Origin of the sequence: Streptomyces sp. NPDC017529, assembly GCF_044329785.1 — a bacterium.
In the GTDB taxonomy this organism is placed as follows: Bacteria; Actinomycetota; Actinomycetes; order Streptomycetales; family Streptomycetaceae; genus Streptomyces.
In genome coordinates this window covers 637,431-664,319 of record NZ_JBIRJY010000001.1, presented here as the reverse complement: position 1 = coordinate 664,319, position 26,889 = coordinate 637,431, and the positions used below count along the sequence as shown (strand labels likewise).

General features: G+C 74.5%; 29 protein-coding genes. 10 read left to right on the top strand and 19 right to left on the bottom strand.

From position 1 onward, the window contains the following. Positions 1-6 precede the first annotated feature (6 nt). The 5 genes from ACH4K4_RS02530 to ACH4K4_RS02510 all read right to left on the bottom strand — a co-directional run bounded on the left by ACH4K4_RS02530 (position 7) and on the right by ACH4K4_RS02510 (position 5,762). Entirely contained in the window at positions 7-741 is a 735-nt protein-coding gene (locus ACH4K4_RS02530; protein ID WP_398164209.1) for a class I SAM-dependent methyltransferase, read from the bottom strand. Positions 742-1,026: 285 nt separating this feature from the next. Continuing rightward, positions 1,027-1,533 carry a MarR family transcriptional regulator gene (locus ACH4K4_RS02525; protein ID WP_360123535.1) on the bottom strand — a complete coding sequence of 169 codons (507 nt, stop codon included), beginning with the start codon at positions 1,531-1,533 and terminating at the stop codon, positions 1,027-1,029. Positions 1,534-1,739: 206 nt separating this feature from the next. Next, complete coding sequence (locus ACH4K4_RS02520; protein WP_398164208.1) at positions 1,740-3,506, bottom strand: FUSC family protein; 1,767 nt, start codon at positions 3,504-3,506, stop codon at positions 1,740-1,742. A gap of 51 nt (positions 3,507-3,557) precedes the next feature. Next, positions 3,558-4,562 (bottom strand): acyl-CoA dehydrogenase family protein, encoded by a 1,005-nt coding sequence (locus ACH4K4_RS02515; protein WP_398164207.1) that lies wholly within the window; start codon positions 4,560-4,562, stop codon positions 3,558-3,560. 30 nt (positions 4,563-4,592) lie between these two features. Next, positions 4,593-5,762, bottom strand: coding sequence for an acyl-CoA dehydrogenase family protein (locus tag ACH4K4_RS02510; protein WP_398164205.1), 1,170 nt, complete (start codon positions 5,760-5,762; stop codon positions 4,593-4,595). 78 nt (positions 5,763-5,840) lie between these two features. On the opposite strand from ACH4K4_RS02510, the gene ACH4K4_RS02505 reads away from it, so the two are divergent. The 3 genes from ACH4K4_RS02505 to ACH4K4_RS02495 are packed head-to-tail and all read left to right on the top strand — an operon-like array spanning position 5,841 to position 8,493. Then, positions 5,841-6,650 (top strand): SDR family oxidoreductase, encoded by an 810-nt coding sequence (locus ACH4K4_RS02505; protein ID WP_398164204.1) that lies wholly within the window; start codon positions 5,841-5,843, stop codon positions 6,648-6,650. Positions 6,651-6,672: 22 nt separating this feature from the next. Beyond that, complete coding sequence (locus ACH4K4_RS02500) at positions 6,673-7,299, top strand: TetR/AcrR family transcriptional regulator (RefSeq protein ID WP_398164202.1); 627 nt, start codon at positions 6,673-6,675, stop codon at positions 7,297-7,299. Positions 7,300-7,335: 36 nt separating this feature from the next. Beyond that, complete coding sequence (locus ACH4K4_RS02495) at positions 7,336-8,493, top strand: acetyl-CoA C-acetyltransferase (protein WP_398164200.1); 1,158 nt, start codon at positions 7,336-7,338, stop codon at positions 8,491-8,493. A 19-nt stretch (positions 8,494-8,512) separates the two neighbouring features. Here the strand turns inward: ACH4K4_RS02495 and ACH4K4_RS02490 are convergent, their stop codons facing one another. The 5 genes from ACH4K4_RS02490 to ACH4K4_RS02470 are packed head-to-tail and all read right to left on the bottom strand — an operon-like array spanning position 8,513 to position 12,410. Beyond that, complete coding sequence (locus tag ACH4K4_RS02490) at positions 8,513-8,824, bottom strand: hypothetical protein (protein WP_398164199.1); 312 nt, start codon at positions 8,822-8,824, stop codon at positions 8,513-8,515. 58 nt (positions 8,825-8,882) lie between these two features. After that, positions 8,883-10,007 (bottom strand): NAD(P)H-dependent flavin oxidoreductase, encoded by a 1,125-nt coding sequence (locus ACH4K4_RS02485; RefSeq protein ID WP_398164516.1) that lies wholly within the window; start codon positions 10,005-10,007, stop codon positions 8,883-8,885. After that, entirely contained in the window at positions 10,004-10,789 is a 786-nt protein-coding gene (locus tag ACH4K4_RS02480) for a CoA-transferase subunit beta (protein ID WP_398164198.1), read from the bottom strand. The genes ACH4K4_RS02485 and ACH4K4_RS02480 overlap by 4 nt, the downstream gene beginning before the upstream one ends. Next, positions 10,786-11,646: a CoA transferase subunit A gene (locus ACH4K4_RS02475; protein WP_398164515.1), complete on the bottom strand. Its 861-nt coding sequence runs from the start codon at positions 11,644-11,646 to the stop codon at positions 10,786-10,788. The genes ACH4K4_RS02480 and ACH4K4_RS02475 overlap by 4 nt, the downstream gene beginning before the upstream one ends. A gap of 11 nt (positions 11,647-11,657) precedes the next feature. Continuing rightward, entirely contained in the window at positions 11,658-12,410 is a 753-nt protein-coding gene (locus ACH4K4_RS02470; protein ID WP_398164196.1) for an enoyl-CoA hydratase family protein, read from the bottom strand. Positions 12,411-12,507: 97 nt separating this feature from the next. On the opposite strand from ACH4K4_RS02470, the gene ACH4K4_RS02465 reads away from it, so the two are divergent. The 3 genes from ACH4K4_RS02465 (at position 12,508) to ACH4K4_RS02455 (ending at position 15,154) form a co-directional block, all read left to right on the top strand. Beyond that, entirely contained in the window at positions 12,508-13,338 is an 831-nt protein-coding gene (locus tag ACH4K4_RS02465) for an SDR family oxidoreductase (RefSeq protein WP_398164195.1), read from the top strand. Continuing rightward, on the top strand, positions 13,328-14,278 hold the full coding sequence (locus ACH4K4_RS02460; RefSeq protein WP_398164193.1) for an SDR family oxidoreductase: 951 nt from the start codon (positions 13,328-13,330) through the stop codon (positions 14,276-14,278). The genes ACH4K4_RS02465 and ACH4K4_RS02460 overlap by 11 nt, the downstream gene beginning before the upstream one ends. Before the next feature lie 99 nt (positions 14,279-14,377). Further along, positions 14,378-15,154 (top strand): SDR family oxidoreductase, encoded by a 777-nt coding sequence (locus ACH4K4_RS02455; RefSeq protein WP_398164192.1) that lies wholly within the window; start codon positions 14,378-14,380, stop codon positions 15,152-15,154. A gap of 11 nt (positions 15,155-15,165) precedes the next feature. On the opposite strand, the gene ACH4K4_RS02450 is transcribed toward ACH4K4_RS02455, so the two are convergent. Continuing rightward, the gene (locus ACH4K4_RS02450) at positions 15,166-15,912 is read right to left on the bottom strand and encodes an N-acyl homoserine lactonase family protein (RefSeq protein WP_398164191.1); all 747 of its coding nucleotides are present in this window, start codon (positions 15,910-15,912) and stop codon (positions 15,166-15,168) included. Positions 15,913-16,014: 102 nt separating this feature from the next. Then, positions 16,015-16,818 carry a DeoR/GlpR family DNA-binding transcription regulator gene (locus ACH4K4_RS02445; RefSeq protein ID WP_398164190.1) on the bottom strand — a complete coding sequence of 268 codons (804 nt, stop codon included), beginning with the start codon at positions 16,816-16,818 and terminating at the stop codon, positions 16,015-16,017. 315 nt (positions 16,819-17,133) lie between these two features. On the opposite strand from ACH4K4_RS02445, the gene ACH4K4_RS02440 reads away from it, so the two are divergent. Then, positions 17,134-18,147 (top strand): hypothetical protein, encoded by a 1,014-nt coding sequence (locus tag ACH4K4_RS02440; protein ID WP_398164189.1) that lies wholly within the window; start codon positions 17,134-17,136, stop codon positions 18,145-18,147. A 20-nt stretch (positions 18,148-18,167) separates the two neighbouring features. Here ACH4K4_RS02440 and ACH4K4_RS02435 read toward each other — a convergent pair whose 3' ends face one another. Together ACH4K4_RS02435 and ACH4K4_RS02430 are read right to left on the bottom strand one after the other, a co-directional pair. Beyond that, complete coding sequence (locus ACH4K4_RS02435; protein ID WP_398164188.1) at positions 18,168-19,052, bottom strand: class II fructose-bisphosphate aldolase; 885 nt, start codon at positions 19,050-19,052, stop codon at positions 18,168-18,170. 159 nt (positions 19,053-19,211) lie between these two features. Further along, entirely contained in the window at positions 19,212-20,126 is a 915-nt protein-coding gene (locus ACH4K4_RS02430; RefSeq protein ID WP_398164186.1) for an SIS domain-containing protein, read from the bottom strand. A gap of 326 nt (positions 20,127-20,452) precedes the next feature. Between ACH4K4_RS02430 and ACH4K4_RS02425 the strand changes: the two genes are divergently transcribed. Continuing rightward, a complete protein-coding gene (locus ACH4K4_RS02425) occupies positions 20,453-21,856 on the top strand; it encodes a sugar porter family MFS transporter (protein ID WP_398164184.1) in 1,404 nt (467 codons plus the stop codon). A 140-nt stretch (positions 21,857-21,996) separates the two neighbouring features. Beyond that, positions 21,997-22,830: a nucleotidyltransferase domain-containing protein gene (locus ACH4K4_RS02420; RefSeq protein WP_398164183.1), complete on the top strand. Its 834-nt coding sequence runs from the start codon at positions 21,997-21,999 to the stop codon at positions 22,828-22,830. Positions 22,831-22,869: 39 nt separating this feature from the next. On the opposite strand, the gene ACH4K4_RS02415 is transcribed toward ACH4K4_RS02420, so the two are convergent. From ACH4K4_RS02415 to ACH4K4_RS02400, 4 genes are all read right to left on the bottom strand, one after another. Next, a complete protein-coding gene (locus ACH4K4_RS02415; RefSeq protein WP_398164182.1) occupies positions 22,870-23,169 on the bottom strand; it encodes a YciI family protein in 300 nt (99 codons plus the stop codon). Positions 23,170-23,302: 133 nt separating this feature from the next. After that, positions 23,303-23,836, bottom strand: a complete 534-nt coding sequence (locus tag ACH4K4_RS02410) for a hypothetical protein (RefSeq protein WP_398164180.1) — start codon at positions 23,834-23,836, stop codon at positions 23,303-23,305. A gap of 317 nt (positions 23,837-24,153) precedes the next feature. Then, entirely contained in the window at positions 24,154-24,369 is a 216-nt protein-coding gene (locus ACH4K4_RS02405) for a ferredoxin (RefSeq protein ID WP_398164179.1), read from the bottom strand. A 5-nt stretch (positions 24,370-24,374) separates the two neighbouring features. Continuing rightward, positions 24,375-25,565, bottom strand: a complete 1,191-nt coding sequence (locus ACH4K4_RS02400; protein ID WP_398164178.1) for a cytochrome P450 — start codon at positions 25,563-25,565, stop codon at positions 24,375-24,377. Positions 25,566-25,660: 95 nt separating this feature from the next. On the opposite strand from ACH4K4_RS02400, the gene ACH4K4_RS02395 reads away from it, so the two are divergent. Next, a complete protein-coding gene (locus tag ACH4K4_RS02395; RefSeq protein ID WP_398164177.1) occupies positions 25,661-26,293 on the top strand; it encodes a TetR family transcriptional regulator in 633 nt (210 codons plus the stop codon). A 5-nt stretch (positions 26,294-26,298) separates the two neighbouring features. Here the strand turns inward: ACH4K4_RS02395 and ACH4K4_RS02390 are convergent, their stop codons facing one another. Next, on the bottom strand, positions 26,299-26,856 hold the full coding sequence (locus ACH4K4_RS02390) for a GNAT family N-acetyltransferase (protein ID WP_398164176.1): 558 nt from the start codon (positions 26,854-26,856) through the stop codon (positions 26,299-26,301). Between the last annotated feature and the right edge of the window lie 33 nt (positions 26,857-26,889).

Below are 26,889 nucleotides of genomic sequence, written 5' to 3'. Positions count from 1 at the left end.
GCTCCGTCAGCGGGCCCGCGCGGACAGCGCCAGGGCGTGCGGCGCCGCCAGGTACCGTGCGAACAGTGACGCGCTGCCGTCGGCCGCGGTACGCGGCTGCTGCCAGGAGACATCGGTGAATCCGGCCTCGACGAGCGCGCGCTCGTACGCCTCGCGCGACCAGTAGTAGGCGGTCACCTGGAAGTTCTCCTCGCCCGCCCTGCTGTGCACGCCGACGGGGTCGCCGTCCCGCAGGTGCGGGTCCGCCACGGTGAGGTCGAATCCGTAGGGCCGGTAGTAGTGGGGCACCGTCGCGAAGTCCGGGTTGAGCGTGGCGGCGACGAAGCGGCCGCCGGGGGCGAGGGTGTCGCGGGCGGCGGCGCACAGCCGGGTGAGTGCTTTCGGGGTGGCGGCGTACGACAGCGCGTAGACGGCCACGGCCAGGTCGAACGCCCCGGAGAGGGCAGCCGTGGTGTCCGCGTCCTGGACGAGGTAGCGCACGCCGAGGGGCTCGACCTCCTCGCGGTGCCGGGCGTGCGCGATCATCCCGGGGGACCGGTCGACGCCGAGCACGCTGCCCGCGCCGCTGCGGGCGAAGAAGCGGGCGTAGTGCCCCGAGCCGCAGCCGAGGTCCAGGACCCGGCGGCGGTCGACGCCGCCCGCCGCGGCGAGGACGGACGGCATCTCGATGTGCCGTCTGAAGGGCAGCTCGTCGATGCTGTGCTCGTGCAGTGCGGCCAATCCGTCGAATTGGGAAGTCATGGGGCTGCCTCGGGAGACGGGTCGCCGGGCGACGGGGAGGACGGTGGGCGGGCAGTGCGTGGGCGGAGGGTCGGCCGTGCCCCCGGCCGGTGGGCGGGCACCCACCCGCGGAGCCGGTTGCGGAACGCATCATTCCGCAGTCCGCTCGCGGTCTCCGGGAGGTGCCGGCCGAACGGCCGGTGCGCCACTCGCCCTGCCCAGGCGCCACCGTCTCAAGGGGCGCTCGCGCGCGTCGGCTGCCGGGCCGGCGGCGTAGCCCGTCCGGCGTACGGGGCGGGCCGTACCTCAGTCCAGCAGGCTCCCGAGCCGCCCCTCCAGGAGGACCAGCAACTCGCTCAGCCCATCGGCCAGTTCGTCCTGCCGGCGCGCGTCGATGCCCTCCAGCAGGCCGGCTTCGTAACGCAGTTGCTCCGGCAGCAGCCGGTCGATGACCGCGAGGCCCTCGTCGGTGAGCGAGAGGTGCGAGACCCGCCGGTCCCGCTCGTCGGGGCGCCGCGCGACCAGCCCGCGCGTCTCCAACTGCCGTACCCGCTTGGTGACCGCGGCCCCCGACGCGAAGGTCTCGCGGGCGATCCGGCCGGGCGTCAGCTCGCGGTCCATCCGCCGCAGCGTCCCGAGGATGTCGAACTCGGGGCGGGTCAGGCCCTCCCGGCGCAGCGGCGCGTCGGCGGCCTGCTGCAACAGCGCGGAACAGCGGTTGAGCCGTCCGATCACCGCCATCGGACCGGTGTCGAGCCCCGGGTTGACCCGCTGCCACTGGCGCAGCACCCCCGCGACGATGTCCTCGGTCACACGCACCTCATCTTTCCGGGCTCTCCCGGCCCCCGTCGGCGTCGTCGTGTCGCGCACGGCGGTTCCCCGGGCGGCCGTACGGGCCCCGCGCCGCGTCGCGCCCGACAATTCTGCCTGGTGCCGGGCGCGGGAGCCGACCGGGGCGGTACGGGCACGGCGCGGGGCGTGCCGGACGGCAGGCGTCCGGCCGGGGCCGGGGCACGGGCTCACGCGGCCGGCGCGGGAGCGGACAGCCGGCGCACGACCCGGGCCAGGGTGCGGTGCCCCCGCTGCTCGGCGGGCACGACGCGCTCTTCGGGTACGGCGCGCTGCCACCACTCGCCGGCCGACACCTCCACCGCCTCCCGCAGCTCGACCAGGCTCGCGGCGAGCCGGTCGCGGGCCCAGCCCGCCTCGCGCGCGTCGTCGGCGTCCAGCAGCCGCAGCGCCGCGGCCTCGGCCGCGGCCACCCGGTCGAGTGCCGCCTCGATGCGGTCGGCGGCGCGGCGGTTGGTGACCAGGACGCAGCAGGCCAGTCCCACGGCCGCGCCCACGACGGTGTCGGTCCAGCGGTCGGTGACCAGTGTGTGCGCGGGCAGCTGCCGGCCGAACTCGGTGAGCAGCAGGGCCATCGGGGTGACCCAGACCGACCCGAGCCAGTAGTTGCGGGTGATGCTCGCCTCCGCGCAGAACTGGAAGGTCAGCGCCAGCAGGACCATCGCCAGGTGGCCGGTGTGGATCAGCGGCAGCAGGGCCGTGAAGAGCAGCAGCCCGAGGAGGTTGCCGATGGTGCGCTGAAGGGCCCGCTGCCACGACAGGGTGGTGTTCGCCTGGAAGATCGAGGCAGCGGTCACCACGGCCCAGTACGGGTGGCCGACGCCGACCGCCATCGACGCCCAGCCCGCCAGCGTGCAGCCCGCGGCGACCCGCGCGCCGATGGGCAGCAGCGGTGAGCCGGGAGCGAGGCGGCGGAGGACGGCGCGCAGGCCGCGCGGACGGCCGGGCGCCGGCCGGCGCGGTTCCGGGCCGGCGTGCCCGTGCGGGCGCGCGGCCTGCGCCGCGTGGTCGGCGGCGATCCCGGCCAGCTCGCCGGCTTGCGCGCCGGTCAGCGCGACGTCCGGCAGCGGCCTGCCCCGGCGCAGGTCACGGGCCCACACCGCGTATCGCTCGGCCTCCGCCGTGTCCGTCTCAGGGGCCGCGAGAGCCGACTCGGCGCGTACGAGCAGCCGCTCCAGCCCCGAGCGCGCGGCCAGTGCGGCGGGTGTCCGGGCCGGGACCTGGAACAGTGTCTGCCAGGCGGCGTGCACCGCGGCCGCGGCGGCGTGCCGGGCGCCGGTGGCCTCGTCCACCGGGTCGCTGCGCAGCAGAGCGGCTGCCGCCTCCAGCGCGCGCGCCGTGGCGATCCGCTCCGGCCCGCGCGGCCGGACCAGCGCGGGCGCCATGCACACCAGCCAGGCCAGTGCCCCGGCGCCGAGTGCCAGGGACAGGTGGAAGGGCACCTGGCCGATCCGCTGCGGCACGAAGAACGCGGACGCCGAGATGAACGTGAAGATCAGGTTTCCCGGCGGTCCGATGCGCGTCGCGTCGCAGGCCGTCTTGTGTACGGCGGCGACCAGCGAGGCGAGGAGGACGAGCAGGGGCACCGAGGTGGTCAGGGACGCCGCGGTCAGGGCGGCGCCCAGGCTCGCGACCATGCCGAGCACGACCCACGCCAGGGTGCGGGCGCGGGCGGCGTACGGCAGGCCGTGCGCGTACAGGGCGCACATCGCTCCGGCCGAGGTGTAGAGGACCAGGTCCAGGCGTCCCAGTGCGAGCAGCAGGAATTCGGGGATGCCGAGGGCGACGACCGCGCTCAGCGCGGGCTTGTGCCAGATGTCGACGGGGCGGCGCAGCAGCACCGTGCTCCGGACGGGCAGGGGGCGGGCGCGTACCGCGCTCGTGCTCCCGGTCGTGGCCGCCGCTCTCTTTCCCGTAGGTCTGGCGTGTTTCCCCATACCCAAAACCTTAACAGGTGTTTTACTGGTAAAAGATTTGCGCTCGTGTGGTCACCCGTCCTGCGTGGGGCAGGGGAGCACCCGGGCCCGGCACTCCGCCGGGGTGCCCCAGGCGCCGCGCAGTGCGCGCGCCTTACGGATCCACAGGGAGAGGTCCAGCTCGTCGGTGTAGCCCAGGGCGCCGTGCAACTGGAGTGCGGCCCGCGCCGCCGCATAGGCGGCCTCGCCTGCCGCCGCCTTCGCCATCGCGATGCCGACACCCGCCTCCCGGCCGCCCGCGAGTTCCACCGCGGCGCCGTACACCAGCGGCTCGGCGAACTCCAGCCCCAGCAGCACGTCCGCCAGCCGGTGTTTCACCGCCTGGAACGAGCCGATGGCGACACCGAACTGGGTGCGCTGTTTCACGTACGCCACGGTGTCGTCCAGCAGCCGGCGGCCGAGCCCGAGCGCCTGTGCCGCGGTGAGCAGCCGCGCGACGTCCGCGGCGTACGCGGCGGCGGCCCGCACGGCCGGGCCGCTCGCCAGGACGGCCCCTCCGTCTTCCGCGCACCGGACCAGTCGCCGGGCCGGATCGACCGAAGGCTGGACCGGCCCGTGCCCGCCGGGGCGCCGCAGCGCGCCGCCGTCGGCGACGAAGGTGGCGTCGGCGGCCGCCGCGTCGAGCGCGTACGGCCCGCGCGCCAGGTCCGCGTACGACACCACCGCGCTCCCGGCCGCGACGGCGGGCAGCCAGGTCGCGGCCAGGTCCGCGTCGCCGAGCCGGTCCAGCAGTACGGCCGCGGCGGCGGTCTCCACCACCGGGCCCGGTACGGCGTGCCGCCCCGACTCCACCAGGCCCACGACCAGCTCGACCGGCAGGAACCCGGCACCGCCGTACCTCTCCGGCACGGCCAGCCCGAACACCCCGGCCTCCGCGAGCCGGCGCCACACCGCGCGCCCGGGGCCGCCGTCCCCGGTGCTCCAGGCCCGTATGGCGGCCGGGGTGTCCGCCGCTGCCAGCGTCCGGCCGAGCGTCCGCCCGAACTCCGCCTGCTCCGCGTCCAGCAGGAACCGCATCCCTCAACTCCCTCACGGGTCCGCGCCGCCTCAGCGCCGGCCCTTCGGCAGGCCCAGCAGCCGCTCGGCGATGATGTCGCGCTGGATCTCGTTCGTGCCCGCGTAGACCGGGCCGGCCAGCGCGAAGAGCCAGCCGTCGGCCCAGCTGCCGTGGGCCGGTGCCTCGCCGGCGCGGTCGGCGAGTTCGCCGCGCGGGCCGAGGAGGTCGAGCGCGGTCTCGTGCAGGGCGATGTCGAGTTCCGACCAGAAGACCTTGGTGAGGCTGGCCTCGGCGCCCGGTGCGCCGCCCGCCGCGAGCCGCGCGGCCGCGGCGTAGGCGGACAGTCGGTAGGCGCGGGCGCCGATGAGCGCGTCGGCCACGCGGTCGCGCAGCGCGGTGTCCGCCGGGTCGGCGGTGTCCCGCCACAGGGCGGCGAGCCGGTCGGCGGCGGCCGTGAAGCGGCCGGGGCCGCGCAGCGTCAGTCCGCGCTCGTTGCCCGCCGTGCTCATGGCGACCCGCCAGCCCTGTCCCGGCTCGCCGATCACGTCCTCGTCCGGCACGAAGACGTCGTCGAGGACGAGTTCGGCGAAGGCCGGCTTGCCGTCGAGGCGGCCGATCGGCCGCACCGTCACCTCCGGCGCCGCCAGGTCGAACATCAGGTACGTGAGGCCGCGGTGCGGCCGGTCCGCGCCGGGGTGGCTGCGGAACAGCCCGAAGGCGCGGTCCGCGAAGGCCGCCCTGGAAGACCACGTCTTGTGCCCGCGCAGCAGCCAGCCGCCCTCGGTCCGTACGGCGGACGACCGCAGCGCGGCGAGGTCGGAACCGGCGCCGGGCTCGGACCATGCCTGCGCCCATACGGTGCGCCCGTCCGCCATGTCCGGCAGTACGCGCTCCAGTTGGCCGGCCGTGCCGTGCTCGAAGAGCGTGGGGGCGAGCAGGCTGATGCCGTTCTGCGAGACGCGGCCCGGGGCCTGCGCCGCGTAGTACTCCTCCTCGAAGAGGAGCCGGCGGATCAGTGACGCGCCGCGCCCGCCGTACGCCTCCGGCCAGGACACCACCGACCAGCGTCCTGAGTGGAGTTCGCGCTCCCACTCCCGGTGGGCGGCGAATCCCTCCGCCGTCTCCAGGGAGGGCAGTGGTACGGCGGGCACGTGGGCGGCCAGCCAGTCCCGCGCTTCCCGCCGGAACTCCTCGTCCTCCGCGGTGAGTTCGAGATCCATCGAGCGGCCTCCCTGCGGTGGCGGCGGGCTCCTCCGGGACCGTTCCCTAACAAGTGTTTGGTAGGTTAGCGTACGGCCATGACGCCCGAGAAGCCTCCGGCGGCGCACCCGCCACCCCCGTACGTCCCCGGGCACGGCCTGCTCGCCGGCCGGACGGCCGTCGTCACCGCCGCCGCGGGCACGGGCATCGGCGGCGCCACCGCCCGCAGGCTGCTGGAGGAGGGCGCGGACGTGGTCCTCTCCGACGCGCACGCCCGGCGCCTGAAGGAGGCCGAGACGGCGCTCGCCGCGGAGTTCGGCGTCCGTCGGGTCGCCGCGCGGCCCTGCGACGTCACGGACGAGGCACAGGTCACCGCCCTCTTCGACTACGCCGAACAGCGGCACCGGCGGCTGGACGTCGTCGTCAACAACGCCGGACTCGGCGGCACCGCCGACCTGGTGGAGATGACCGACGAGCAGTGGGCCGCCGTCCTGGACGTCACCCTGAACGGGACCTTCCGCTGCACCCGCGCCGCCCTGCGCCGGATGCGGGCCGCCGGCACGGGCGGCGTCGTCGTCAACAACGCCTCGGTCGTCGGCTGGCGGGCCCAGCGCGGCCAGGCGCACTACGCCGCCGCCAAGGCCGGCGTGATGGCGCTGACCCGCTGCGCCGCCGCCGAGGCCGCCGCGTACGGGGTCCGGGTCAACGCCGTCTCGCCCAGCCTGGCCGTCCACCCGCACCTGGCGAAGGTCGCCGGCGAGGAACTGCTGACCGGGCTGACGGCCCGGGAGGCGTTCGGGCGCTCCGCCGAGCCCTGGGAGGTCGCCAACGTCATCGTCTTCCTGGCCAGCGACTACGCCTCGTACATGACCGGCGAGGTGGTGCCGGTCAGCAGCCAGCACGCGTGAGCGGGGAGGCGACAATGGGCCGGTGCCCACCGCAAAGAAGCCCGGGAAACCGGCCGCCGTGAACCCGCCGTCGCCCGCCCGCCGCCGCGAACTCCTCGCCACCGCCGCCGAGGTGTTCGCCGAGCACGGCTACAACGCCACGACCGTACGCCGGATCGCCGACGAGGCCGGCCTGCTCGCGGGCAGCCTCTACTACCACTTCGACTCCAAGGAAGCGATGCTGGACGAGATCCTGCGCACCTTCCTGGACGAGCTGTGGGCCGGCTACGACGCCGTGCTCGCCGCCGGGCTCGGCCCCAGGCAGACCATCGAGGCCCTGGTCACCGAGTCCTTCCGGGAGATCGACCGGCACCGCGCCGCCGTCGCCATCTACCAGAACGAGTCCAAGCAGCTCGCCGGCCGCCCCCGCTTCGGCTATCTCGCCGACTCCCGGCAGAGGTTCGAAAAGGCATGGCTCGGCACGCTGGAACGCGGCGTCGCCGACGGCGTCTTCCGCACCGACCTCGACGTCCGGCTCACCTACCGGTTCGTCCGCGACACCGTCTGGGTCGCCGCGAGCTGGTACCGGCCGGGCGGCCACCACGGCCCGGAGGAGATCGCCCGCCAGTACCTCTCGATGGTGCTGGACGGCATCGCCGTACGGGACTGACCACACCGCGCACGCCCCCACGATCGAGGAGCCGGCATGGCCGAGGCCTACATCATCGACGCGCTGCGCACCCCCGTCGGCCGGCGCGGCGGCGGACTCGCCGCCGCGCACCCGGCCGACCTCGGCGCGCACGTGCTGAAGGCGCTGATGGACCGCACGGGCGTGGACCCGGCCGCCGTCGACGACGTGGTCTTCGGCTGCCTGGACGCCGTCGGCCCGCAGGCCGGCGACATCGCCCGCACCAGCTGGCTGGCGGCCGGGCTGCCCGAGGAGGTGCCGGGCGTCACCGTCGACCGGCAGTGCGGCTCCTCGCAGCAGGCCGTCCACTTCGCCGCGCAGGGCGTGCTCTCCGGCACCCAGGACCTGGTCGTCGCGGGCGGCACCCAGAACATGTCGATGATCCCCATCGCCTTCGCGAGCCGCTGGGCCGCCGAACCGCTCGGGCTCACCGAAGGCCCGTTCGCGGGCAGCGCGGGCTGGCGCGCTCGCTACGGCGACCGGCCGGTCGACCAGTTCCACGGCGCCGAACTGATCGCGGACAAGTGGGGCATCTCCCGCGCGGACATGGAGGCGTACGCGCTGCGCTCGCACCGGCGGGCCGTACGCGCCGCCGACGAGGGGCGCTTCGCGCGCGAGCTGGTCCCGTACGGGGACGTGACGGCCGACGAGGGCCCGCGGCGCGACACGTCGGCGGCGAGGATGGCGGCCCTCGCGCCGGTGGTGCCCGGCGGGCGGCTCACGGCCGCCGTCTCCTCCCAGGTCTCCGACGGCGCCGCAGCCTTGCTGCTGGCGAGCGAGCAGGCGGTACAGGACCACGGGCTCACCCCGCGCGCCCGCGTCCACCACCTGTCCGTACGCGGTGAAGATCCGATCCGGATGCTCTCCGCGCCCGTCCCGGCCACCGCGCACGCGTTGCGGAAGACCGGGCTGGGCATCGACGCCATCGACGTGGTGGAGATCAACGAGGCGTTCGCGCCGGTGGTGCTGGCCTGGCTGGAGGAGACCGGCGCCGACCCCGCCCGGGTCAACGTCAACGGCGGCGCCATCGCGCTCGGCCACCCGCTCGGCGCGACCGGCTGCAGGCTCATGGCGACGCTGCTGCACGAGCTGGAGCGCACCGGCGGGCGGTACGGTCTCCAGACGATGTGCGAGGGCGGCGGCCAGGCGAACGTGACCGTGATCGAACGGCTGTGACCGTCCGGCCGGCCGCGGGTCAGCAGGCCCGGTTCTTCACGTACAGGGCGCGCGGGCCCCGGTCCGTGCCGTACCGGACGTCCTTCGTCGCGGCCTTGGGGAGGCGGCCGTTCACGGCGGGCCTGGCCGGTACGACGATCGTGTAGCAGGCCGTGCGCTGCGCGCACAGGTTCTTCAGGCGGACGAACCGCTGGTGGTCCTTGGTGAAGTACTTCATGACCTTGGCGCACTGCGGTGCCCGCGGCGCGGCCGCCGCCTGCGACGCCGTCGCCAGACCGAGCGTGGTGCCGAGCGTCGTCACCGCGACGGCCGTGGCGAGAAACTTGCGCATCTGATCTCCCCCGTTGGAAACCTCCGCCCGCGGCAGGTCCACAGGCGGCTTTCAGTGGTCATTCTCCACCGTAGTCCGGCGGAATCCAGACCGGTGTTCGGGTCGGATGTCCGGCCGGCCGGCCCGGTCGGCCCGGCCCCTGTGGTCCCAGCCGGTCCAGCGTCGCCGCCGCCTCGGCCATGATCCGGCCGACCAGTTCCGCGCACGTCGGCAGGTCGTCGATGAGGCCGGCCACCTGCCCCGACGCCATCACCCCGGCATCCGTACGGCCTTCCACCATGGCGGCCCGCAGCATCATCGGCGTGTTCGCGGCCAGCAGCACCTGGCTCCAGGTCAGGTCCCGGCCGCGCTTGGCGGCCAGGCCGTCGCGCACCAGCCGGGCCCAGCCCGTACCGGTCTGCCTACGGAACGCCGCCGCGTGCCGCACGGCCCGCAGCAGCGCCGCCGGGCGCCCGGAGCGTTCGAGCGCGTCGACCAGGTCCGTGCGCAGCATCCGGTGCGGCAGCCCGTCCACCGCCCGCGTCACGGTGACGTCCCGGACCGACGCCGCCAGGTAGCGCGCCTTGACCGCGGCGGGGACCGTGCTGTCGGACGTGAGCAGGAAGCGGGTGCCCATGGCCACGCCCGCCGCGCCGTAGGCGAGGGCCGCGACCAGGCCGCGCCCGTCGCAGAACCCGCCGGCCGCGACGACCGGGATGTCCACCGCGTCCACGACCTGCGGCAGCAGGACGGTGGTGGCCACGTCGCCGGTGTGCCCGCCGCCCTCGCCGCCCTGGACGACCACCGCGTCGGCGCCCCACGCGGCGACCTTCTCCGCGTGCCGCCGCGCGCCCACCGTCGGCATGACGACGACCCCGGCGTCCTTGAGCCGGCCGATCAGCTCCCGCGAGGGCGCCAGCGCGAACGAGGCGACCCGTACGCCCTCCTCGACGATGATCCGCACGCGTTCCGCGGCGTCCGCGGCGTCCGCGCGCAGGTTGACGCCGAAGGGCCGGTCCGTACGGGCGGCGACCTCGCGGACCGCGGCGCGCAGCTGCCCCGGGGACATGGTGGCCGACGCCAGGATGCCCAGCGCGCCCGCCTCGGCGGTGGCCGAGACCAGCCGCGGTCCCGCCACCCACCCCATGCCCGTCTGGACGACCGGGTACCGGACGCCGACGAGGCCGGTGAGCGCGGTGGTCAGGGGCGGCACGGCGGCACCTCGCGGTCGCGCAGCCCGTCCGGGTCCACGGTCTCGCGGATCAGCCGCAGCTCGGCGGCGGTGGGTTCGCGGGTGTACGGCACGCCGCCGTCCGGCTCGCGCAGTGTGAACCCGGTGGCCGCCCGCACGTCGCCGATCCTGACGCCGGGGTGCAGCGACCGGATGCGCATGGTGCGGTCCGGCGTCTCGAAGTCGAACACGCCGAGGTCGCTGACGACCTCCGGGACGCGGTGGTAGCGGGTGGCGGACGGGCCGGCCGCGGCGGCCCGGTCGTACCCGACGCCGCACACCATGTCGACCCGCGCGACGAACGTCCGCGGCGAGTGCTTCGGCACCCAGTAACTGACCGGGTTGTTGAGCGTGTTGACGGGAGCGCCGCGCACGCCGAGCAGCTGCCGGTCGGGGCGCGCCCAGTCCCCGATGCAGGAGATGTTCTGGTTGCCGTACCGGTCGATCTGGCTCGCGCCCATCATGACGTGCCGGCGCCCGGTGGCGACCAGCGCCAGATGCCTGCGGTAGGGCAGCCAGCCCTCCGTCACCGCCGGCCGCGCACCGGCCGCCGGCACGTCGCCGACGAGCAGCGCCTCGCCGTCGGTCAGCAGGAGGTCGGGGGAGAAGGTGAGCCTGGCCAGCCGCGCGCCGATGGTGGGTACGGTGCCCATGGGCGCGGCGAGGACCTCGCCGGCGCCGCGCCACGCCTCGGCGCACGCGAGCACGCAGTATTCGGCGCGGGTGACGGCTCCCGGCCCGGTACCGGCGTTCACGGGCGCTCCTCCGCGGTCTCGCCGGCGAAGGCCGCGACCGCGGCCCGGTAGCCGTCCTCGTCGCCGGACAGGAAGCGTTCGGCGAACGCGGCCCAGGCGTCCGGATCCGCTGCCGCCCGGACGTACGCCCGCTGGAACGCCTCGTCCCGGCCGTAGTCCGGCGCGCACGAGGTGAAGTGCGCACCGCACGGCGCCTCGACGACGCCGCTGACGAACATCCGGCTGACCAGCAGCGTCTGCGGGCCGCCCGCCCGGGCCAGCTCCCCGTCCGCCACGACGCGCTCGCACGACACGTACGCCGCGTCCGCCGCCTCGCAGAACAGGTCGTCGAAGTACGGGTCGGGCCCCAGGTACTGCCCGTTGCCCCGCGCGTCGGCACGGTTGAGGTGCACCAGCGCCGCGTCCAGCCGCAGCGCCGGTACGGCGGCCAGCTCCTCCCCGTCCGGGTACGGCGACGTGACCGTACGGAGGTGGGGGTTGACCCGCAGCACGTCGGACCCCAGCCCGGCCCGCACCGGCATGAAGGGCAGCCGCTGGCCCGCCGCCACCAGTCCCCACATGAACATCGCCTCGTCCAGTTCGGTCAGTTCGAAGGCGCCGCGCTGCCGTGCGGCGCGGTAGTGGGGCTCCAGGGGGACCGAGTCCAGCGTGACGAAGGGCGTGACCAGGCGGCGGATCTTCCCGGCGGCCGCCAGCAGGCCCACGTCGGGGCCGCCGCACGAGACGACCGTGAGGTCGGTCAGACCGGAGCGGAGCAGGGCCCGCACGAGCGCCATCGGCTTGCGGCGCGAGCCCCAGCCGCCGATGCCGACCGTCATGCCGCTCGCCAGCCGGTCCGCCACGTCGTCGGCGGTCATCGTCTTGTCGCTCAACCGGGTTCACCTCCGGACGTGAAGGCGTCGCGGTGCCGGTCGGCGACGCCGCTGAGGTTGGCCTCGAAGGTGAAGCCCTGCTCGAAGCGGTAGCTGCGGCGTACGTCGACCGGGTCGATGCCGTTGAGGGCGGCCTTGGCCAGCCGCAGCAGGTAGCCGTCCTTCGCGGCGATCTCACCGGCCAGTGCGAGCGCCGCGGCCAGGACCTGGCCGCGCGGCACCACGTCCCACACCGCGCCGTGCCGCCGGAGCTCGCGGGCGGTCACGGTGCGCGAGGTGAAGTAGAGGGTGCGCATCAGGTGCGGCGGGACGAGGCGGGCGAGGTGGGTGGCCGCGCCGAGCGCGCCGCGGTCCAGCTCGGGCAGCCCGAACGTCGCGTCGTCGCTCGCCACGATCGCGTCCGCGTTGCCGACCAGCCCGATACCGCCGCCCAGGCAGTAGCCCTGCACGGCGGCGACGACCGGGACCTCGCAGTCGTAGACGGCCGCGAACGCCTCGTAGCAGCCGCGGTTGGCGCCGATCAGCGCGCTGTGGCCCGGCGTCCGCTGCATCTCCTTGAGGTCCACGCCCGCGTTGAACCCCCGCCCGGCGGCGGCGAGCACCACGCACCGGATGCCGGGGTCGCGGCCGGCCGCCCGTAGCGCGTCGGCGAGGTCGAACCACTCCTGTACGGGCAGGGCGTTGACCGGCGGCCGGTCGACGGTGACGAGTGCGATGCCGTCTTCGGGGCGTGCGGTGGAGACACCCATGGGCGGATCAGCTACCTTTCCACCAAACGTTTGTTAGGTGCCGGCTGCCTGAGAAGGTAGCAGCGCGGCGGGCCCCGCGGGAGGCCGGAGGTGTCGATTGGCGCTCAGCATCGACCTGTCGGGGCGCGTCGCCGTCGTCACCGGCGGCACGCGAGGCGTCGGCGCGGGCATCACCCGGGCCCTGCTCGCGGCCGGCGCGCGGGTCGTCGCCTGCGCCCGCCGCCCGCCGGAACGGCCGATCGCGGCGGCGGACGGGCGCACCGCCGCCTTCGAACCGGTGGACGTCCGCGACCCGGACGCGGTCACCGCCTGCCTCGATCGCGTACGGACCCGCCACGGACGCCTCGACGTCCTCGTCAACAACGCGGGCGGCACGCCGTACCGCCTGCTCGGCGACTCGTCGCCCCGGCAGGCCGCCAGAGTCCTGGAACTCAACCTGACCGCGCCGCTGACCGTCTCCCTCGCGGCGCGTGCCGTCATGGCGCGGCAGGAGACCGGCGGTTCGATCATCATGATCGGCAGCGTCAGCGGCACCCGCCCCTCGCCCGGCACCGCCGCCTACGGAGCCGCGAAGGCGGGCCTGGAGAACCTCGCCCGCACCATGGCCGTCGAATGGGCCCCGCGCATCCGCGTCAACACCCTCGTCCTCGGCATGGTCCGCACCGAACTCTCCCACCTGCACTACGGCGACGCGGACGGACTCGCCGCCGTCGGCCGCACCGTCCCGCTCGGCCGGCTCGCCACGCCCGGCGAAGTCGGCGAGCTGTGCGCCTTCCTGGCGAGCGACCGGTGCGCCTACGTGAGCGGCGCGAGCCTCGCGGTGCACGGCGGCGGCGAACGCCCGGCCTTCCTGGAGGCGGCAGGGCCGCCACCCGATGCCCAGGTCCCACCCCGAACAGCCGACCCGGAGGACGCAGATGAACGCTGACCACCCGACCGCGGGCACCTCCGCCGGCCTCTGCGCCGGGCGCGTGGTCGCCGTCACCGGCGCCGGCCGCGGCCTGGGCCGGGCGCACGCCCTGGCCTTCGCGGCCGAGGGCGCCCGCGTCGTCGTCAACGACCTCGGCGTCCGGCCGGACGGTACCGCGGGCGAAGCGGCGGGCGGCCCCGCCGACGAGGTCGTCGCGGAGATCCGCGCGGCGGGCGGCGAGGCGGTCGCCGACGGCGGGGACATCGCCACGGCACCCGGCGCCGCCTCGCTCGTCACCACCGCCCTCGACACGTACGGACGCCTGGACACCCTGGTCAACAACGCGGGCTTCGTACGCGACCGGATGCTGGTGAACCTGACGGAGGACGAGTGGGACGCCGTCGTACGCGTCCACCTCAAGGGCCACTTCCTGCCGCTCCGGCACGCCGCGGCGCACTGGCGCGCGGAGGCGAAGGCGGGCCGCCCGCCGCGCGCCCGCGTCGTCAACACCACTTCCGGAGCGGGCCTGCTGGGCAGCGTCGGCCAGGGCAACTACTCCGCCGCCAAGGCGGGCATCCTCGGCCTCACCCTCGTGGCCGCCGCCGAACTGGGCCGGTACGCAATCCAGGTCAACGCCGTCGCGCCGGCCGCCCGTACCCGCATGACCGAGCAGGCCTTCGCCGAGAGCATGGCGGCGCCGGCGGACGGCTCCTTCGACGCGATGGCCCCGGACAACGTCTCCCCGCTCGTCGTCTGGCTCGGCTCCGCCGCCTCACACGGCGTCACCGGCCGCGTCTTCGAAGCCGAAGGGGGACGCATCACCGTCATGGACGGCTGGCGCCCGGGCCCCACCGACGACCAGCGAACCCGCCGGACCCCGGCCGAAGCAGGCGAAACCGCCCGCGAACTCCTCTCGGCGGCCACTCCGCCCGAACCGGTGTACGGAGCACAGAGGTAGGTTGACCAGGCCCGCGTCCGTACCGGACGAGGCCCGGGCCACGCACTGCACGCGGCCCGCGCCCCGTACCGATCGACAGACCACGCCGAGGAGCCGACCATGCCCCGTACCTGCCTCGTCACCGGAGCGGCCTCCGGCATAGGCCGGGCCACCGCCGCCCGCCTGCGCTCGGCCGGGCACACCGTGCTCGGCGCCGACCTGGAGGACGCCGACATCCGCGCCGACCTCGCCACCGCCGAGGGCCGCGCCGAACTGGTCGCACGGGCCGGGGAGCTGACGGGCGGCCGGCTCGACGCGGTGATCGCCTGCGCCGGGACCGCCGCCTTCGAACCGCTCACCGTCAAGGTCAACCACTTCGGCGCGGTGGCCACCCTGGAGGGTCTGCGCCCGCTGCTCGCCGCGGGTACCGACCCGCGCGCGGTCGTCGTCTCCTCGGTGGCCTCCGTGCACCCGTGCGACCCCGCCATCGTCGACGCCGCGCTGGCCGGGGACGAGCCGGCGGCGGTCGCCGCGGCCCAGGCCGCCGTCGACCGCGGCGAGGGGTACCTCGTCTACGGTTCCTCGAAGGCCGCCCTCGCGCGGTGGGTCCGCCGCACCGCGCCCACCGGCGGCTGGGCGGGCGCCGGCATCCCGCTCAACGGCGTCGCGCCGGGCACCGTCGTCACGCCCATGACCGCGCCCATGCTCGCCGACCCCGAGACGCGCCGGATCGTCGACGCCGGCGTCCCGATGCCGCTGCACGGCCATGCCCGTCCCGAACAGACCGCCCCGCTGTTGACATGGCTGGCGTCGCCCGAGAACTCGCACGTCACCGGCCAGATCGTCTTCATCGACGGCGGCGCCGACGCCGTCCTGCGCGGCGACGGCACCTGGTAGCCGCGCGGCCGCTACCGGCACCCGGACGGTTCCCACACCGAACAGTCGTGGGCGAACAGCACCCGGCGCGGACCGAAGGCGGCCAGCCGCTCCAGCCACGGCCGGTAGGAGGGGAGCGGGGCGGCCACGCCGTCCAGGGCGGCCTGGCGGGCCAGGTGGTCCGACGCGAAGTCCGAGGCTCGGTCGTGGGCCTGCCCGGCGAGGACGACGGTGCCGTCGGGCCGCTCGACGACGAGCGACTGGTGCCCCTCGGTGTGGCCCGGCGTCGGTACGACGCGGACGCCGGGCCACACCTCGGCCTCGCCGTGGAGCTCCTCGTAGACGGCACCGGGAAAGTCGACGAGCGCGTCGATGGTGTAGCCACCCTGGCGGGCCAGGGCCAATTCCGTCGCCTGCACCAGGACGGTCCGGCCGCTCAGCAGCGGGTTGCCGCCGCAGTGGTCGAAGTGGAGGTGGCAGTTGGCCACCAGGGAGATGTCCGCGAGCCGGTGCCCGGCCGCGGCCAGCGCCGCTTCCAGTGACCGGCGCCGCGGCCGGTAGTGCGCCTCGGTACCGGGGTCGGCGGCGCCGATTCCCGTGTCGAAGAGCAGCAGCCCGGCGTCGTGCCGCACCAGGTAGGCGAGCACCGGTTCCACCCGGGGCTCCGGACCGCCCGTCTCGGACGGGGGACGTACGAAGTAGCCGAGATCGAGCCTGCGAACCCCTCGCACCGGAGCGTCCGCGGCAGATGTCCTCCGTGCTGCGTTCCCGATAGCCATCCGGCCATCGTGAGGCAGCGCCCCACGCCGCGCGGGGGTGTCCGCCGAGAGCGGACGGGGGCGGGCGGGCGCGTACCGCCGTCCTTCGCCTCCCGCCCCGGCTCAGTCGTGCGGGACGGGCCGGGCGGCCACCACCCGCAGGCCCCGTTCGCCGAACTCCCGCCGCATGGCCTCCTTCGCGCCGCTGTCCGTGATGAGGGTGTCGAACACGTCGGCGTCGCCGACCCGCGCGAAGCAGCGCTCGCCGATCTTCGAGGAGTCGGCGACGACGACCGCGCGCCGCGCCCGCTCGGCCATCAGCCGGTTGACCCGGGCCTCCGCCTCGTCGTGCACGGTGGCGCCCATCACCGGGTCTATCCCGTTGGCGCCGATGAAGGCGATGTCCACGGAGATCTGCTGGAGCACCAGCTCGCTGAACGGGCCGACCAGTTCGAACGACCTGGAGTGCGCCACCCCGCCGGTCAGCACGATCTTGATCTGCGGCCGCACCGCGAGTTCGTTGGCGATGTTCAGGGAGTTGGTGACGATGGTCAGATGCGGCTGCGGGCCCGCCTCGGCGAACTCCGGGCGGGTGGCCAGCACCCGCGCGATCTCCGTGGTCGTGGTGCCGCCGCTCAGCCCGACCACGTCCCCGCGCTCGACCAGCTTCGCGGCGGCCTGCGCCACCGCTTCCTTCTCGTCGGCGCGGTGCGCCCGCTTGTAACGGATGGGCAGGTCGTACGCCACCGAGCTGAGCACGGCCCCGCCCCGGGTGCGGGTCAGCAGCTGCTGGTCGGCGAGGGCGTCCATGTCGCGCCGCATCGTCGCGGCCGATACCTCCAGCTTGGTCGCGGCCTCCTCGACCTCCACCCGGCCGCGCTCGCCGAGCAGCTCCAAGAGGGCGTTCATCCGTTCATGGCGGTTCATGGCGCGAGCCTAAGTCCTTTCCGGCGGCTTACGTGATATCCGGTGGGCCCCCGGACCGCACGGGAGCGCGATCGGCCGGGTGCTGCGCACATCCTGCCCGGGGATGGCGCGCAAACGTTTGCGCACCAGGTGCCGCACCGAGGCAACCTCGTACGGCGCCCGTGCATCCTCCTCCCCGGCGGTACGGAACGCCGACACCGCGTACCCACCGCGCACCGGGGCCGCCCGCGCCCCGGCCGGGACCGGCACGGCCCCGGAACCCGGCCCCTGTCCGCCACCGAGCCCGATACCGCCCCCGATACCGAGGAACCGCGCATGCACGACACCCACGACGGACTGCTGACCGAGTTCGAGGCGGGCCCCGACGCCGCCGACCGGCTCTCCGACGAAATGCTCGCCCTCCTCGGAATCACCGAAACGGAAGAGGCGGAAGAGGCGGAAGAGGTAGCAGGGCCGGGAGGGGCGGAGCAGGGCGTGGCGCCGGAGGCGGACGGGGCAGACGACGAGGACGGGGAGTGGCCGAAGTCGGTCGGCGCGGTCGCCGTCCGGCGGGACGGCGTACTGGTCGGCTTGGGCAACCTCGTACAGCCCGTCGACGACGAGCCGATCGCCTGCCTGGACGCCACCTTCGTGGAGCTGGAACGCCGCCGGCTGGCCACCGGACGCTACCCGGCCGACCTCACCGGCCCCGGCTTGCCGGGAGACGCCGTGTTGATGGCGCGGCTGCTGTCCGCCGCCGCTCCGCAGGCCCGCGCGCTCGGCTTCACCTCGCTGGAGTGGAGCGGGCTGGACACCGGCACGGCGGGCCGGGCCGCGGCCGCCGTGGGCGCGGAGGTGGTCGCCGTACTCGGCCGGTACTGGACCGTGCCGCTCGACTCCTGGCAGCCGCCGCGCGACCTGCCGCCGCTGGACGTCCGCCGCGCCCCGCACCCGCTGCCGGCCGACGTCGTGGAGCGGTACCTCGGCCTCTACACCGCGACCAACCCGGAGGCGTACTGGGTCGCCGACGAGCTGGCGGACCACCTCGCGGGCAGCGGGGACGACACCCTGCTCGTCCACGCGCAGACCGCGGACGGCACGGTGACCGCCCAGCTCGGCGCGGTCGTCGAAGGACACCTGGCGTACGCCGACGAACCCGTCCATCTCGGCTCCGGGCCGCGGCACCTCCTCGCCCTGCTCGACCACCTGGTCACCTGCCTGCGGGCCGAGCACCCTGCCGTGACCGGCCTCGTCGTCCAGGAGCTGGACGACCCGGCGACCGCCGAGGCCCTCGCCGGCACCGGCGCCGAGGTCACCACGCTCTGGCAGGCGTACAAGCTCCCCCTCTGACCCGCCGCCGCCCGCGGCCCTCACCCTTGCACGGTCGTCTCCGCGGCAGCCTGCTGGCCGGGGACCGTCGTCGGGGCGCCCAGCACGCCGAGGAGCCGCGCGGCTTCCCGGGCCACCGCCTCCCGCGCCGGCTTCACATACTTGCGGGAGTCGACGAGGGCGGGGTCCGCGCCGAGGGTGTCGCGGACGGTGCGGGTGAAGACGGAGACCAGATGGGTGGAGATATTGATCTTCGTCATGCCGGCGGCGATGGCCCGGCGCAGTTCGTCGTCGGGCACCCCCGAGGAGCCGTGTAGCACCAGCGGCACCGGCAGCTTCTCGTACAAGGCCGCGATCAGCTGCTTGTCCAGTACGGCTGTGCGCTCGTGCATCGCGTGGGACGAGCCGACGGCGACGGCCAGCGCGTCCACCTTGGTCGCCCGGACGAACGCCAGCGCCTCGTCGGGGTCGGTACGGGCGCCCGGCGCGTGCACACCGTCCTTCCCGCCGACCTCGCCGAGCTCGGCCTCCACGTAGGCCCCGCGCTCGTGGCACCAGGCGGTCAGCTCCGCCGTCGCCGCGACGTTCTCCTCGTAGGGGAGGGCCGAGGCGTCCACCATCACCGACTTCACTCCGGCGCCGACGCCCTCGCGCACCAGCTCCGCGTCGGTGATGTGGTCCAGGTGCACGGCGATCCGGGCGGTGGACGCCTCGGCGAGCGCGAGGGTGGCGCGGGCGATGGGCAGCAGGCTGCCGTGGTAGCGGACGCAGTTCTCGCTGATGCCCAGGATGACCGGGGAGCCGGTGCGCTCGGCGGCCGCGACGAGCGCTTCGGCGGTCTCCAGGTGGATGACGTTGAACGCCGCGGCGCCGGCCCGCGCCTCACGGGCGGCGGTGACGATCGACGAGGTGGGAACGAGGGGCATGGGGTCCTGACTCCCTTGCGGGCCGTGGTGGTCGCCGGCGGGTGGGTGAAAGCCGGCAGGTGCTGGACGTCGGCGGGTGGGTGAAAGCCGGCAGTTGCCGGACGTCGGCGGGTGGGTGCACGTCGGCCGGTGGGTGAGCGGGGCGGCGGGGCCGGCGCGCTACCCCGCCGCGGGCTCCGGCGCCGCGAGCATGACCGAGCGGGTCAGGCTGCGCGGGTTGTCGGGGTCCAGGCCGCGGGCGCGGGCCCGCTCCAGTGCGATCCGCTGCACCAGCACCAGGTCGGCCAGCGGGTCGCGGTCGTGGTGCACGAACTGCGCGCCGGTCCGCGCGACATCCGCCTCCAGCCCCTCGGGGACCGGGCCGAACACCCAGGTGACGCGGCCGGGGGTCGCTATCGAGATCGGGCCGTGGCGGTACTCCATCGCCGGGTAGGACTCCGTCCAGCTCTGCGACGCCTCCCGCATCTTCAGCGCCGCCTCGTTGGCCAGCCCGAACGTCCAGCCCGTGCCGAGGAACGAGAACTGCTCGGCGTCCACCCACTCCTTGTCCACCGGCGCGGTCAGCGCCTCCTCCGCGTCGCGCACCGCGCCGGACAGGTCCTCGCCGAGGTGGGCCCGCAGCAGGGCCAGCGCCGTCGTCGCGAACCGCGTCTGGACCACGGACTTCTCGTCGGCGAACGGCAGCGTGACGGTCGCGTCCGACAGGCCGGTGGCCGGGGTGCCGGGGTCGCCGAGCACCGTCACGGTCGGGATGCGGCCCTTGACCTGCTCCAGGAGGCGCAGCACCTCGGTCGTGGTCCCGGAGCGGGTGATCGCCACGACGGCGTCGTACGCGCGGCCGGCGCCGAGGAACGCCTCGGAGGCCGCGAAGGCGTCCGTCACCCCCCGCCCGGCGCCCTCGCGCAGCGCCGCGTACGCCTGCGCCATGAACCACGAGGTGCCGCAGCCCACCACGGCGACCCGCTGTCCGGCACGGGGCAGCGGCCCGTCGGCGCCGCCGCCGATCCGCGCCGCCTCCCGCCAGGTGTCCGGCTGGCTGCGCAGCTCCTGCTCCATGTACGAGGTCTCGCTCACGACGCCTCCAGAGTTCCTGCGTGAACTTGCAATAAGTTGCTCGCTTGCATGCAACTCTACGCACGCCCTGCGGCGTAATCCATCCCTCGTACGGGTGGGAGTGTCCCTTGCGTGGGAAGGGATGAGCCGTCAACGCGCGCTCTCTACAGGGGGTATGCAGGAGGTATACAGAAGACGCGGTCGTCTCTGGTGACTGTTGACACATGCGTGAAAGGAGTCGAATACTCGCAGGATCACTCAAGCAGCCGCAACGAGGCGGCGGCCGCCGGGCAGTGCGCGTAGCACCACAAGGCCGTTCCGCCGCCAGTCGTCACAAAGGACTGCCCATGTCCATCGCAACGCGCTCCAAGCAGTCACCGCCGCCCGCCCGGGCACCCCGCCGCACCGGCCGGCTCTTCGCCCTCACCGGCGCCGTCGTCGGCGTCATCTACGGCTACGACACCGGCAGCATCTCCGGCGCCCTGGTGTTCCTGAGCAAGGACTTCCACCTCAGCGACACCGAGAAGGGCCTGGTCAACAGCATCCTGGTGTTCGGCTCGATCCTGGGCGCGCTGATCGGCGGGAAGCTGGCCGACGCGCTCGGCCGCAAGGCCGCCATGCTGATCGTCGCGGGCTCGTACACGGTGTTCGTCGTACTCTCCGCCCTCGCGCCGAACGTCGTCGTCCTGGACGCGGTCCGGTTCCTGCTCGGCGTCGCCATCGGCATCTCCATCGTCGCGGCCCCGCTCTACATCGCCGAGTCGACCCCGGCGCGCATCCGCGGCGCGTCCGTGGCCGCCTACCAGGTCGCCACGGTCGCGGGCATCGCCCTCACGTACTTCGTGAACTGGGGGCTCTCCGCGGGCGGCCACTGGCGGCTGATGCTCGGCCTGTCCGCGATCCCGGCAGCGCTCGTGCTGATCCCGCTGTTCCGGCTCCCGGACACGCCCCGCTGGTACGTCCTCAAGGGCCGGACGGAAAAGGCCGTCGAGGTCATGGAGCTGACCGACCCCGACGTCGACCCGCGCGCCGAGACCGAAGCGGTACGGGCCGCCCTCGCGGCCGAGAGCGGCGGCTCGGTGCGCTCGCTGCTGCGCAAGCCGTACGCCCGCGCCGCGCTCTTCGTCGTCGGGCTCGGTTTCTTCTGCCAGATCACCGGCATCAACGCCGTGACGTACTACAGCCCGCAGATCTTCGAGGAGATGGGCTTCACCGGCGACGGGCAGAACTTCCTGCTGCCGTCCTTCGTCCAGCTGGCCTCACTGGCCGCGACGGTCCTCGCCATCCTCATCATCGACCGGCTGGGCCGCCGCGTCGTGCTGCTCTCGGGCATCACCACGATGGTGGCCATGCTCGCCGTCCTGACCGCCGTGTTCGGCTTCGGCGACCCGGAAGGCAGCACCATCTGGATCGGCTTCGGCGCCATCCTGCTCTTCACCGCCGCCTTCAACTTCGGCTTCGGCTCGCTGATCTGGGTGTACGCCAGCGAGGCGTTCCCCGCCCGGCTGCGCTCCACCGGCGCGTCGGCGATGCTGACGGCCGACCTGGTCGCGAACCTCCTGATCGCGCAGTTCTTCCCGTCCCTGATGTCCTGGGCGGGCGCCGCCACGACCTTCGCGTGCCTCGGCCTCCTCGCGCTCGGCGCGCTCGCCTTCGCCGCGGCCACGGCCCCCGAGACCAAGGGCCGCCACCTGGAGGAGATCCAGGGCTACTGGCTCAACGGCGGCAGCTGGCCGACCCCCGCCCCGTAGGGCCGGGCCGGTCGCGTACGCTGCCGCCCATGGGCGTTTCCTGAGCAGACGGACGTGGTTCGCGGGTGCCGCCCGGCGTGTTGCCGCCGGGCCCGTGCCCTGTGTCCGTATGCCTTTCACCCGTTCAGGAGATTCCGCCCATGCAGCGCTCCACCGCTTCGCATTCCCCTGCCCTCGACCGCCGTATCGCCCGCCTGCGCGAGCTGGCCGAGGCCGAACCCCGGCTGGAGGGCGTACTGCTCTACGGCTCGTGGACCCTCGGCGAGGCCGACGCCCACTCGGACATCGAGGCGTACCTGTACGTACGGGACGCGCACGCCGAGGACTTCGACGGCCGGGAGTTCCTCGGCCGGCTGGCCCCGCTGAAGCTGGCGTACACGAACATGTACGGCATCCTGGCCGTCGTCTTCGACGATCTGATGCGCGGCGAATTCCACCTCGTGGCCGCCGGGCCCGGCATCGAGGAGGTCCCGTCCTGGCGCGGCACGGTGCATCTGCCCGACCCCGGCGCCGCCGTCCTGCTCGACCGCGGTGGCCGGCTGACCGCCGCGGCCGCCCGGCTCGCCGACCCGTGCCCGCCCGAGCCGGGCCCGACCGCCCAGCAGCTCGCCGACGAACTCGCCAACTGGACGTTGATGCTCGCCCACGTCCTGGGCCGCGGCGAGACGGCCCGCGCACACGCACTGCTGCACACGGTCGTCGCCCCGCAGCAGCTCCAGCTGTGCCGGTTGCTGCGCGGCTCCACCACACACTGGCTGACTCCCAGCCGCGCCCTGGAACAGGACCTGCCGGCCGCCGACCGCGACCGCTACACCGCGACCACCGCTCCCGCCGTCCTCCCGGCCGTACGGACCGCGGCGCGGCGCAGCTGGCAGTGGAGCCGGGAGCTGGCCACCGAGGCGGCGGCACGCTGGGGCACCCGGCTGCCGGCCGCTCTGCACGAGGAGATCGGAGTGCTCCTGGAGCGCGGCTGAGCGGCCCGGCGCCGCCCCGGGAAGGCGACTGCCGCCGCCTCAGGAAGGCAGCTGCTCCTTGTACGCCTCCAGCGCGGGTGCCGTGGTCGTCGCGACGAACTCGGTGATCCGGTAGTCGCACACGCCCGCGAGCGTGAACGGGTCCTCCGCGACGATCGCCTCCACGGTCGCCCGGTCCGCGACGGACGCGATGATGAGGCCGCCGTCGCGCGGCACCTTGCGCCCGGCGGCGAGGAAGTGCCCGGCGGCGTAGTTCCGCTTCAGCCACTCCACGTGGTCGGGCAGGGCGGCGTCGACGCGCTCCAGTGGGGCGGTGTAGGTCAGCTCAAGTACGAACATGCGTGCCATGTTATGCGGCGTCCGCGGTGCCGCCCGGCGGCGGCCGCCGCGCCCCGGCCGGTCCGGGAGATGGTGGGGAACCGGCGAGGGGGCGGCGGCCCGTGGCGTCCTCGTAGGTGCGGCCGCAGGGCCGTCAGGACTCGTTGTTCTGGCGGCGGCGCAGGAAGTAGGTGCCGCCGATCGCGGCCGTGGCCAGTACCGCGGCGCCCGCGACGATCTCCGTCGTGTTGGAGTCCTCGCTGGTGCCGCCGGCGCCCGTGCGCACCTTGCCGTGCGGCAGCTTGGCGTCGGTCTTGAAGCTGGTGTGCCATGCCTTCCCGTCGGGGCACTTGCCGTCCACGCCCCACGTCGCGTAGCGGCCGACGTGGTGGGGGCCACCGGAGACCTGGGACGCCACCCGGGCGGTGCCCCGGAACGTGGAGCGCGCCCCCGGGTGCTGGCCCGCGACCCGCTTGAGGTGGATCGTCCCGCTGGCGAAGCCCTGAGAGGTGGCGGCGATGCTCCGGCCCTTGCACGGGTCGCAGGTGACGGTGATCGTGACGGAGCCGCCGGGACCCACCAGGTGCGGGCTGGCCGAGGCGACGGGCTTGGCGAACGCGGCGCCGGCCGAGAGGCCCAGGGCGGCGACGGTGAGGCCGGAAGCGGCGATGACGCGAGTGGAACGCATGGTTGATCCTCCGGCAGCGCGGAGGCGGCGCGGGTGCGCCGCGGCAGGATCGGAGGGATCCGCGCTGACGCATCCGAGATAAGCCTCGGCGCGCCGCCCCCGCCCGGTGAGGACGCGTCAGGTATGGTGCCGCCCCCCCGGCGTGTCGCCCCCCGCCGGACGGCGTCGCGGCAGGTCACTGCGCCGCTCCGCGGCCGGCGAGCTGTCCGTGTGCGGCGGGGGCAGACGGGTGAGGGGCGGCCGCGCCGGGTAGGCCGTTCGGTGCCGGGCGCGCGCCGCACGGTACGGGAGCCGCCGCCCGGCCCCCGTACCGCACTTCAGGGACGCGGCCCGACGACCGTGTCGCCGTCCCGGACGAGGATCGCCACGGCCGGGCAGGAGTCGGCCGCGTCCAGTGCGCGCTCGTCCTCGGGGATCTCCTCGTCCAGCGGCCGGGCGTGCGGCCCGTCCAGGACGAAGAGGTCGGGGGCGATGGCGGCGCACATGCCGGACGCCATGCACTGCCGCCCGTCGATGCCGGCCTTCCAGGTCATCGGGCTCACCACCCCACCGGCAGCACGCGCGGGCCGCGGACCAGCATCTGGTCCTTCCACACCACGTCGCCCGCCACGTGCAGCCCGGGGAAGCGGGTGATCAGGGCGATCAGTGCCTCCTGGAGCTCCAGCCGGGCCAGCGGCGCGCCGAGGCAGTGGTGCACTCCGTGGCCGAAGCCGAGGTGCTGGTTGCCGTCGCGGGCGATGTTCAGGGTGCCCGGCGCGTCGAAGCGGAGCGCGTCGCGGTTGGCCGCGCCCACGGCGACCAGTACGGGTTCCCCCGCGCGTACGAGCGTGCCGCCCACCTCGATGTCCTCGGTGGCGTAGCGGGGGAAGCCGGCGCCGCTGCCCAGCGGGACGAAGCGCAGCAGCTCCTCGACGGCGCTTTTCACGAGCGCGGGGTCCGCGCGCAGCCGCGCCAGCTCGCCGGGGTGGTCCAGCAGGGAGAGCACGAAGTTGGGGATCTGGGTGGCCGTCGTCTCGTGGCCGGCGACCAGGATGCCGACGCACAGGTCGGTCAGCTCCAGCTCGGACAGCCGGTCGTTGACGTCCCGGGCCTCGATGAGCGCCGTCATGATGTCGTCCCGGGGCTCCGCCCGGTGTTCGGCGATCAGCTTCGCCATGTAGGCGCGCAGTTCCTCGCGGTTGGCCTCGAACTCCTCGGCCGTCAGCGAGCTGGTGGACAGCGCCGCGTCGCTCCATTCGCGGAACTTGGGCCGGTCCTCCTCGGGCACGCCGAGCATGCGGCAGATGACCGCGACCGGGATGGGCAGGGCGTAGCGGTCCACGAGGTCCACGGGGGGCCCGGCGGCCTCCAGCTCGTCGATCAGGCCGTGCGTCAGCTCGCGTACCCACGGCCGGAGTTTCTCCACCTGGTGGACGGTGAACGCCTTGGCGACGAGCGTGCGCAGCCGGGTGTGGTCCGGCGGGTCCATGCTCAGGATGCCGCTGTCCTGCCGCCCCTCGGACTGCCGCGGCTCGTCGCGGTTGAGCCCCTCGGCGCGGCTGAAGCGCCGGTCGCCGAGGACCAGCCGGGCGTCGGCGTAACGGGTGGCGAGCCAGGCCGGTTCGCCGTATGTCATCTGTACCCGGAGTAACCCCGGCTGGTTGCGGGCCTCTTCGTAGGCGTCGGACAGGGTCAGTCCGCCGGGTTCGTTGAAGGGGTAGGAAAGGGGCGTCGTGCCGGCTGTGGTCACCAGGGCCTCCTACGTGTAAGCAGCTGCTTACAAAGTAGAGGGGTGTTCTTGGTACGGTCAACGGCCCTGCACCAGCGCTGGAGAGGAGTACGCGCATGGCCGGGAACGAGCCGGAGGCCGGACCGGCGGAGCCGCCGGGAACCGGGGGCGGAACGCGTCGCCGCGGGGCGCGGGGCACCCGGTTGCTGCTCCTAGAGGCGGCGGCCGCGCTGTTCGCCGAGCGGGGCTACGAGCGGGCGACCGTACGCGACATCGCCGAGCGGGCCGGGGTGAACCAAGCCCTGCTCTTCCGCTACTTCGGCTCCAAGAAGGCGCTCTTCGGCGAGGTGGTGGCGCTCGGCGGCCAGGAACAGCTGCACAGCACGCCGCCCGAGGGGCTGTTCGAAGCGGCCCTGCGCGACATGCTCGGCCACCGCGGCGAGGAGCCGGGGGACCGGGCCCTGGAGACGTTCCTCCGGTCCATCGGCGACAGCGACGAGATCACCACCGCGGTACGCGAGATGGGCGACGACTACGCGCGGGTGCTCGCCACACTGAGCACCGCCGACGACCGCGGGCTGCGCGCGGACCTCGCCCTCTCCTGGATGCTCGGGATCGGCCTGATGCGGGTGGTCGTCGGCAAGCAGCCGCTGGCCGACGCCGACCCGGACACCGTGTGCGCGCTGGTCACCGGCGCGCTCGGCACCCTCCTGGAGGACCTGCCGCCGTCCGCGCCGCCCACCGCGTAAGCGCCTCAGCGCGCCCGCAGTTCGCGCCACTCCGGGGCGAGCACCGACCAGACCTCCATGTCGTGGCGTACCCCGCCGTGCGCGTAGCTCTGCCGCAGGACCCCGTCGCGCACCAGGCCCAGCCGCTCGGCGAGCTTGGTGCTCGCGGTGTTGCCCGCGGCCGCCACCCACTCCACGCGGTGGATCCCGCGCTCCTCGACCGCCCAGTCGACGATCACCCGGATCGCGCGGGTGACCAGCCCGCGGCCGACGGCGGTCTCCTCCAGCCAGCAGCCGACCTCGCAGGTGCCCGCGGCGGCGTCGAAGGTGCGGAACAGCACGCCGCCGACGAGCTTGCCGTCCACCCAGATGCCGTACAGCCGGCCGCTGTCGGCCGCCGCCTTGTCCGCGTACGACTTCAGGAAGGCCCGCGCCGAGCCGAGGTCGGAGCAGGCGTCCGCCAGCCCGGTGAAGCGGCCGATGTGCTCCCGGCCGCGGTCCACGTGCGCGAGGTACTCCTCGGCGTGGTACGGCTCCAGGGGCCGCAGTTCGGCACCGTCGTCGCCCAGCGATATCGCAAACATTCCCGCTCCCCGTTCCTCGCTCCGTGCACCGTG

Excerpts from the sequence above, each read along its gene's own strand:
- ACH4K4_RS02415 (WP_398164182.1), bottom strand. The coding sequence starts at position 23,169 with ATGTTCGTACTTGAGCTGACCTACACCGCCCCACTGGAGCGCGTCGAC.
- ACH4K4_RS02395 (WP_398164177.1), top strand. The coding sequence starts at position 25,661 with ATGGCCGGGAACGAGCCGGAGGCCGGACCGGCGGAGCCGCCGGGAACC.
- ACH4K4_RS02520 (WP_398164208.1), bottom strand. The coding sequence starts at position 3,506 with ATGGGGAAACACGCCAGACCTACGGGAAAGAGAGCGGCGGCCACGACC.
- ACH4K4_RS02410 (WP_398164180.1), bottom strand. The coding sequence starts at position 23,836 with ATGCGTTCCACTCGCGTCATCGCCGCTTCCGGCCTCACCGTCGCCGCC.
- ACH4K4_RS02405 (WP_398164179.1), bottom strand. The coding sequence starts at position 24,369 with ATGACCTGGAAGGCCGGCATCGACGGGCGGCAGTGCATGGCGTCCGGC.
- ACH4K4_RS02505 (WP_398164204.1), top strand. The coding sequence starts at position 5,841 with ATGACGCCCGAGAAGCCTCCGGCGGCGCACCCGCCACCCCCGTACGTC.
- ACH4K4_RS02390 (WP_398164176.1), bottom strand. The coding sequence starts at position 26,856 with ATGTTTGCGATATCGCTGGGCGACGACGGTGCCGAACTGCGGCCCCTG.
- ACH4K4_RS02475 (WP_398164515.1), bottom strand. The coding sequence starts at position 11,646 with ATGACCGCCGACGACGTGGCGGACCGGCTGGCGAGCGGCATGACGGTC.
- ACH4K4_RS02445 (WP_398164190.1), bottom strand. The coding sequence starts at position 16,818 with ATGAACCGCCATGAACGGATGAACGCCCTCTTGGAGCTGCTCGGCGAG.
- ACH4K4_RS02440 (WP_398164189.1), top strand. The coding sequence starts at position 17,134 with ATGCACGACACCCACGACGGACTGCTGACCGAGTTCGAGGCGGGCCCC.
- ACH4K4_RS02470 (WP_398164196.1), bottom strand. The coding sequence starts at position 12,410 with ATGGGTGTCTCCACCGCACGCCCCGAAGACGGCATCGCACTCGTCACC.
- ACH4K4_RS02425 (WP_398164184.1), top strand. The coding sequence starts at position 20,453 with ATGTCCATCGCAACGCGCTCCAAGCAGTCACCGCCGCCCGCCCGGGCA.
- ACH4K4_RS02450 (WP_398164191.1), bottom strand. The coding sequence starts at position 15,912 with ATGGCTATCGGGAACGCAGCACGGAGGACATCTGCCGCGGACGCTCCG.
- ACH4K4_RS02420 (WP_398164183.1), top strand. The coding sequence starts at position 21,997 with ATGCAGCGCTCCACCGCTTCGCATTCCCCTGCCCTCGACCGCCGTATC.
- ACH4K4_RS02455 (WP_398164192.1), top strand. The coding sequence starts at position 14,378 with ATGCCCCGTACCTGCCTCGTCACCGGAGCGGCCTCCGGCATAGGCCGG.
- ACH4K4_RS02510 (WP_398164205.1), bottom strand. The coding sequence starts at position 5,762 with ATGGATCTCGAACTCACCGCGGAGGACGAGGAGTTCCGGCGGGAAGCG.
- ACH4K4_RS02495 (WP_398164200.1), top strand. The coding sequence starts at position 7,336 with ATGGCCGAGGCCTACATCATCGACGCGCTGCGCACCCCCGTCGGCCGG.
- ACH4K4_RS02490 (WP_398164199.1), bottom strand. The coding sequence starts at position 8,824 with ATGCGCAAGTTTCTCGCCACGGCCGTCGCGGTGACGACGCTCGGCACC.
- ACH4K4_RS02530 (WP_398164209.1), bottom strand. The coding sequence starts at position 741 with ATGACTTCCCAATTCGACGGATTGGCCGCACTGCACGAGCACAGCATC.
- ACH4K4_RS02515 (WP_398164207.1), bottom strand. The coding sequence starts at position 4,562 with ATGCGGTTCCTGCTGGACGCGGAGCAGGCGGAGTTCGGGCGGACGCTC.
- ACH4K4_RS02435 (WP_398164188.1), bottom strand. The coding sequence starts at position 19,052 with ATGCCCCTCGTTCCCACCTCGTCGATCGTCACCGCCGCCCGTGAGGCG.
- ACH4K4_RS02460 (WP_398164193.1), top strand. The coding sequence starts at position 13,328 with ATGAACGCTGACCACCCGACCGCGGGCACCTCCGCCGGCCTCTGCGCC.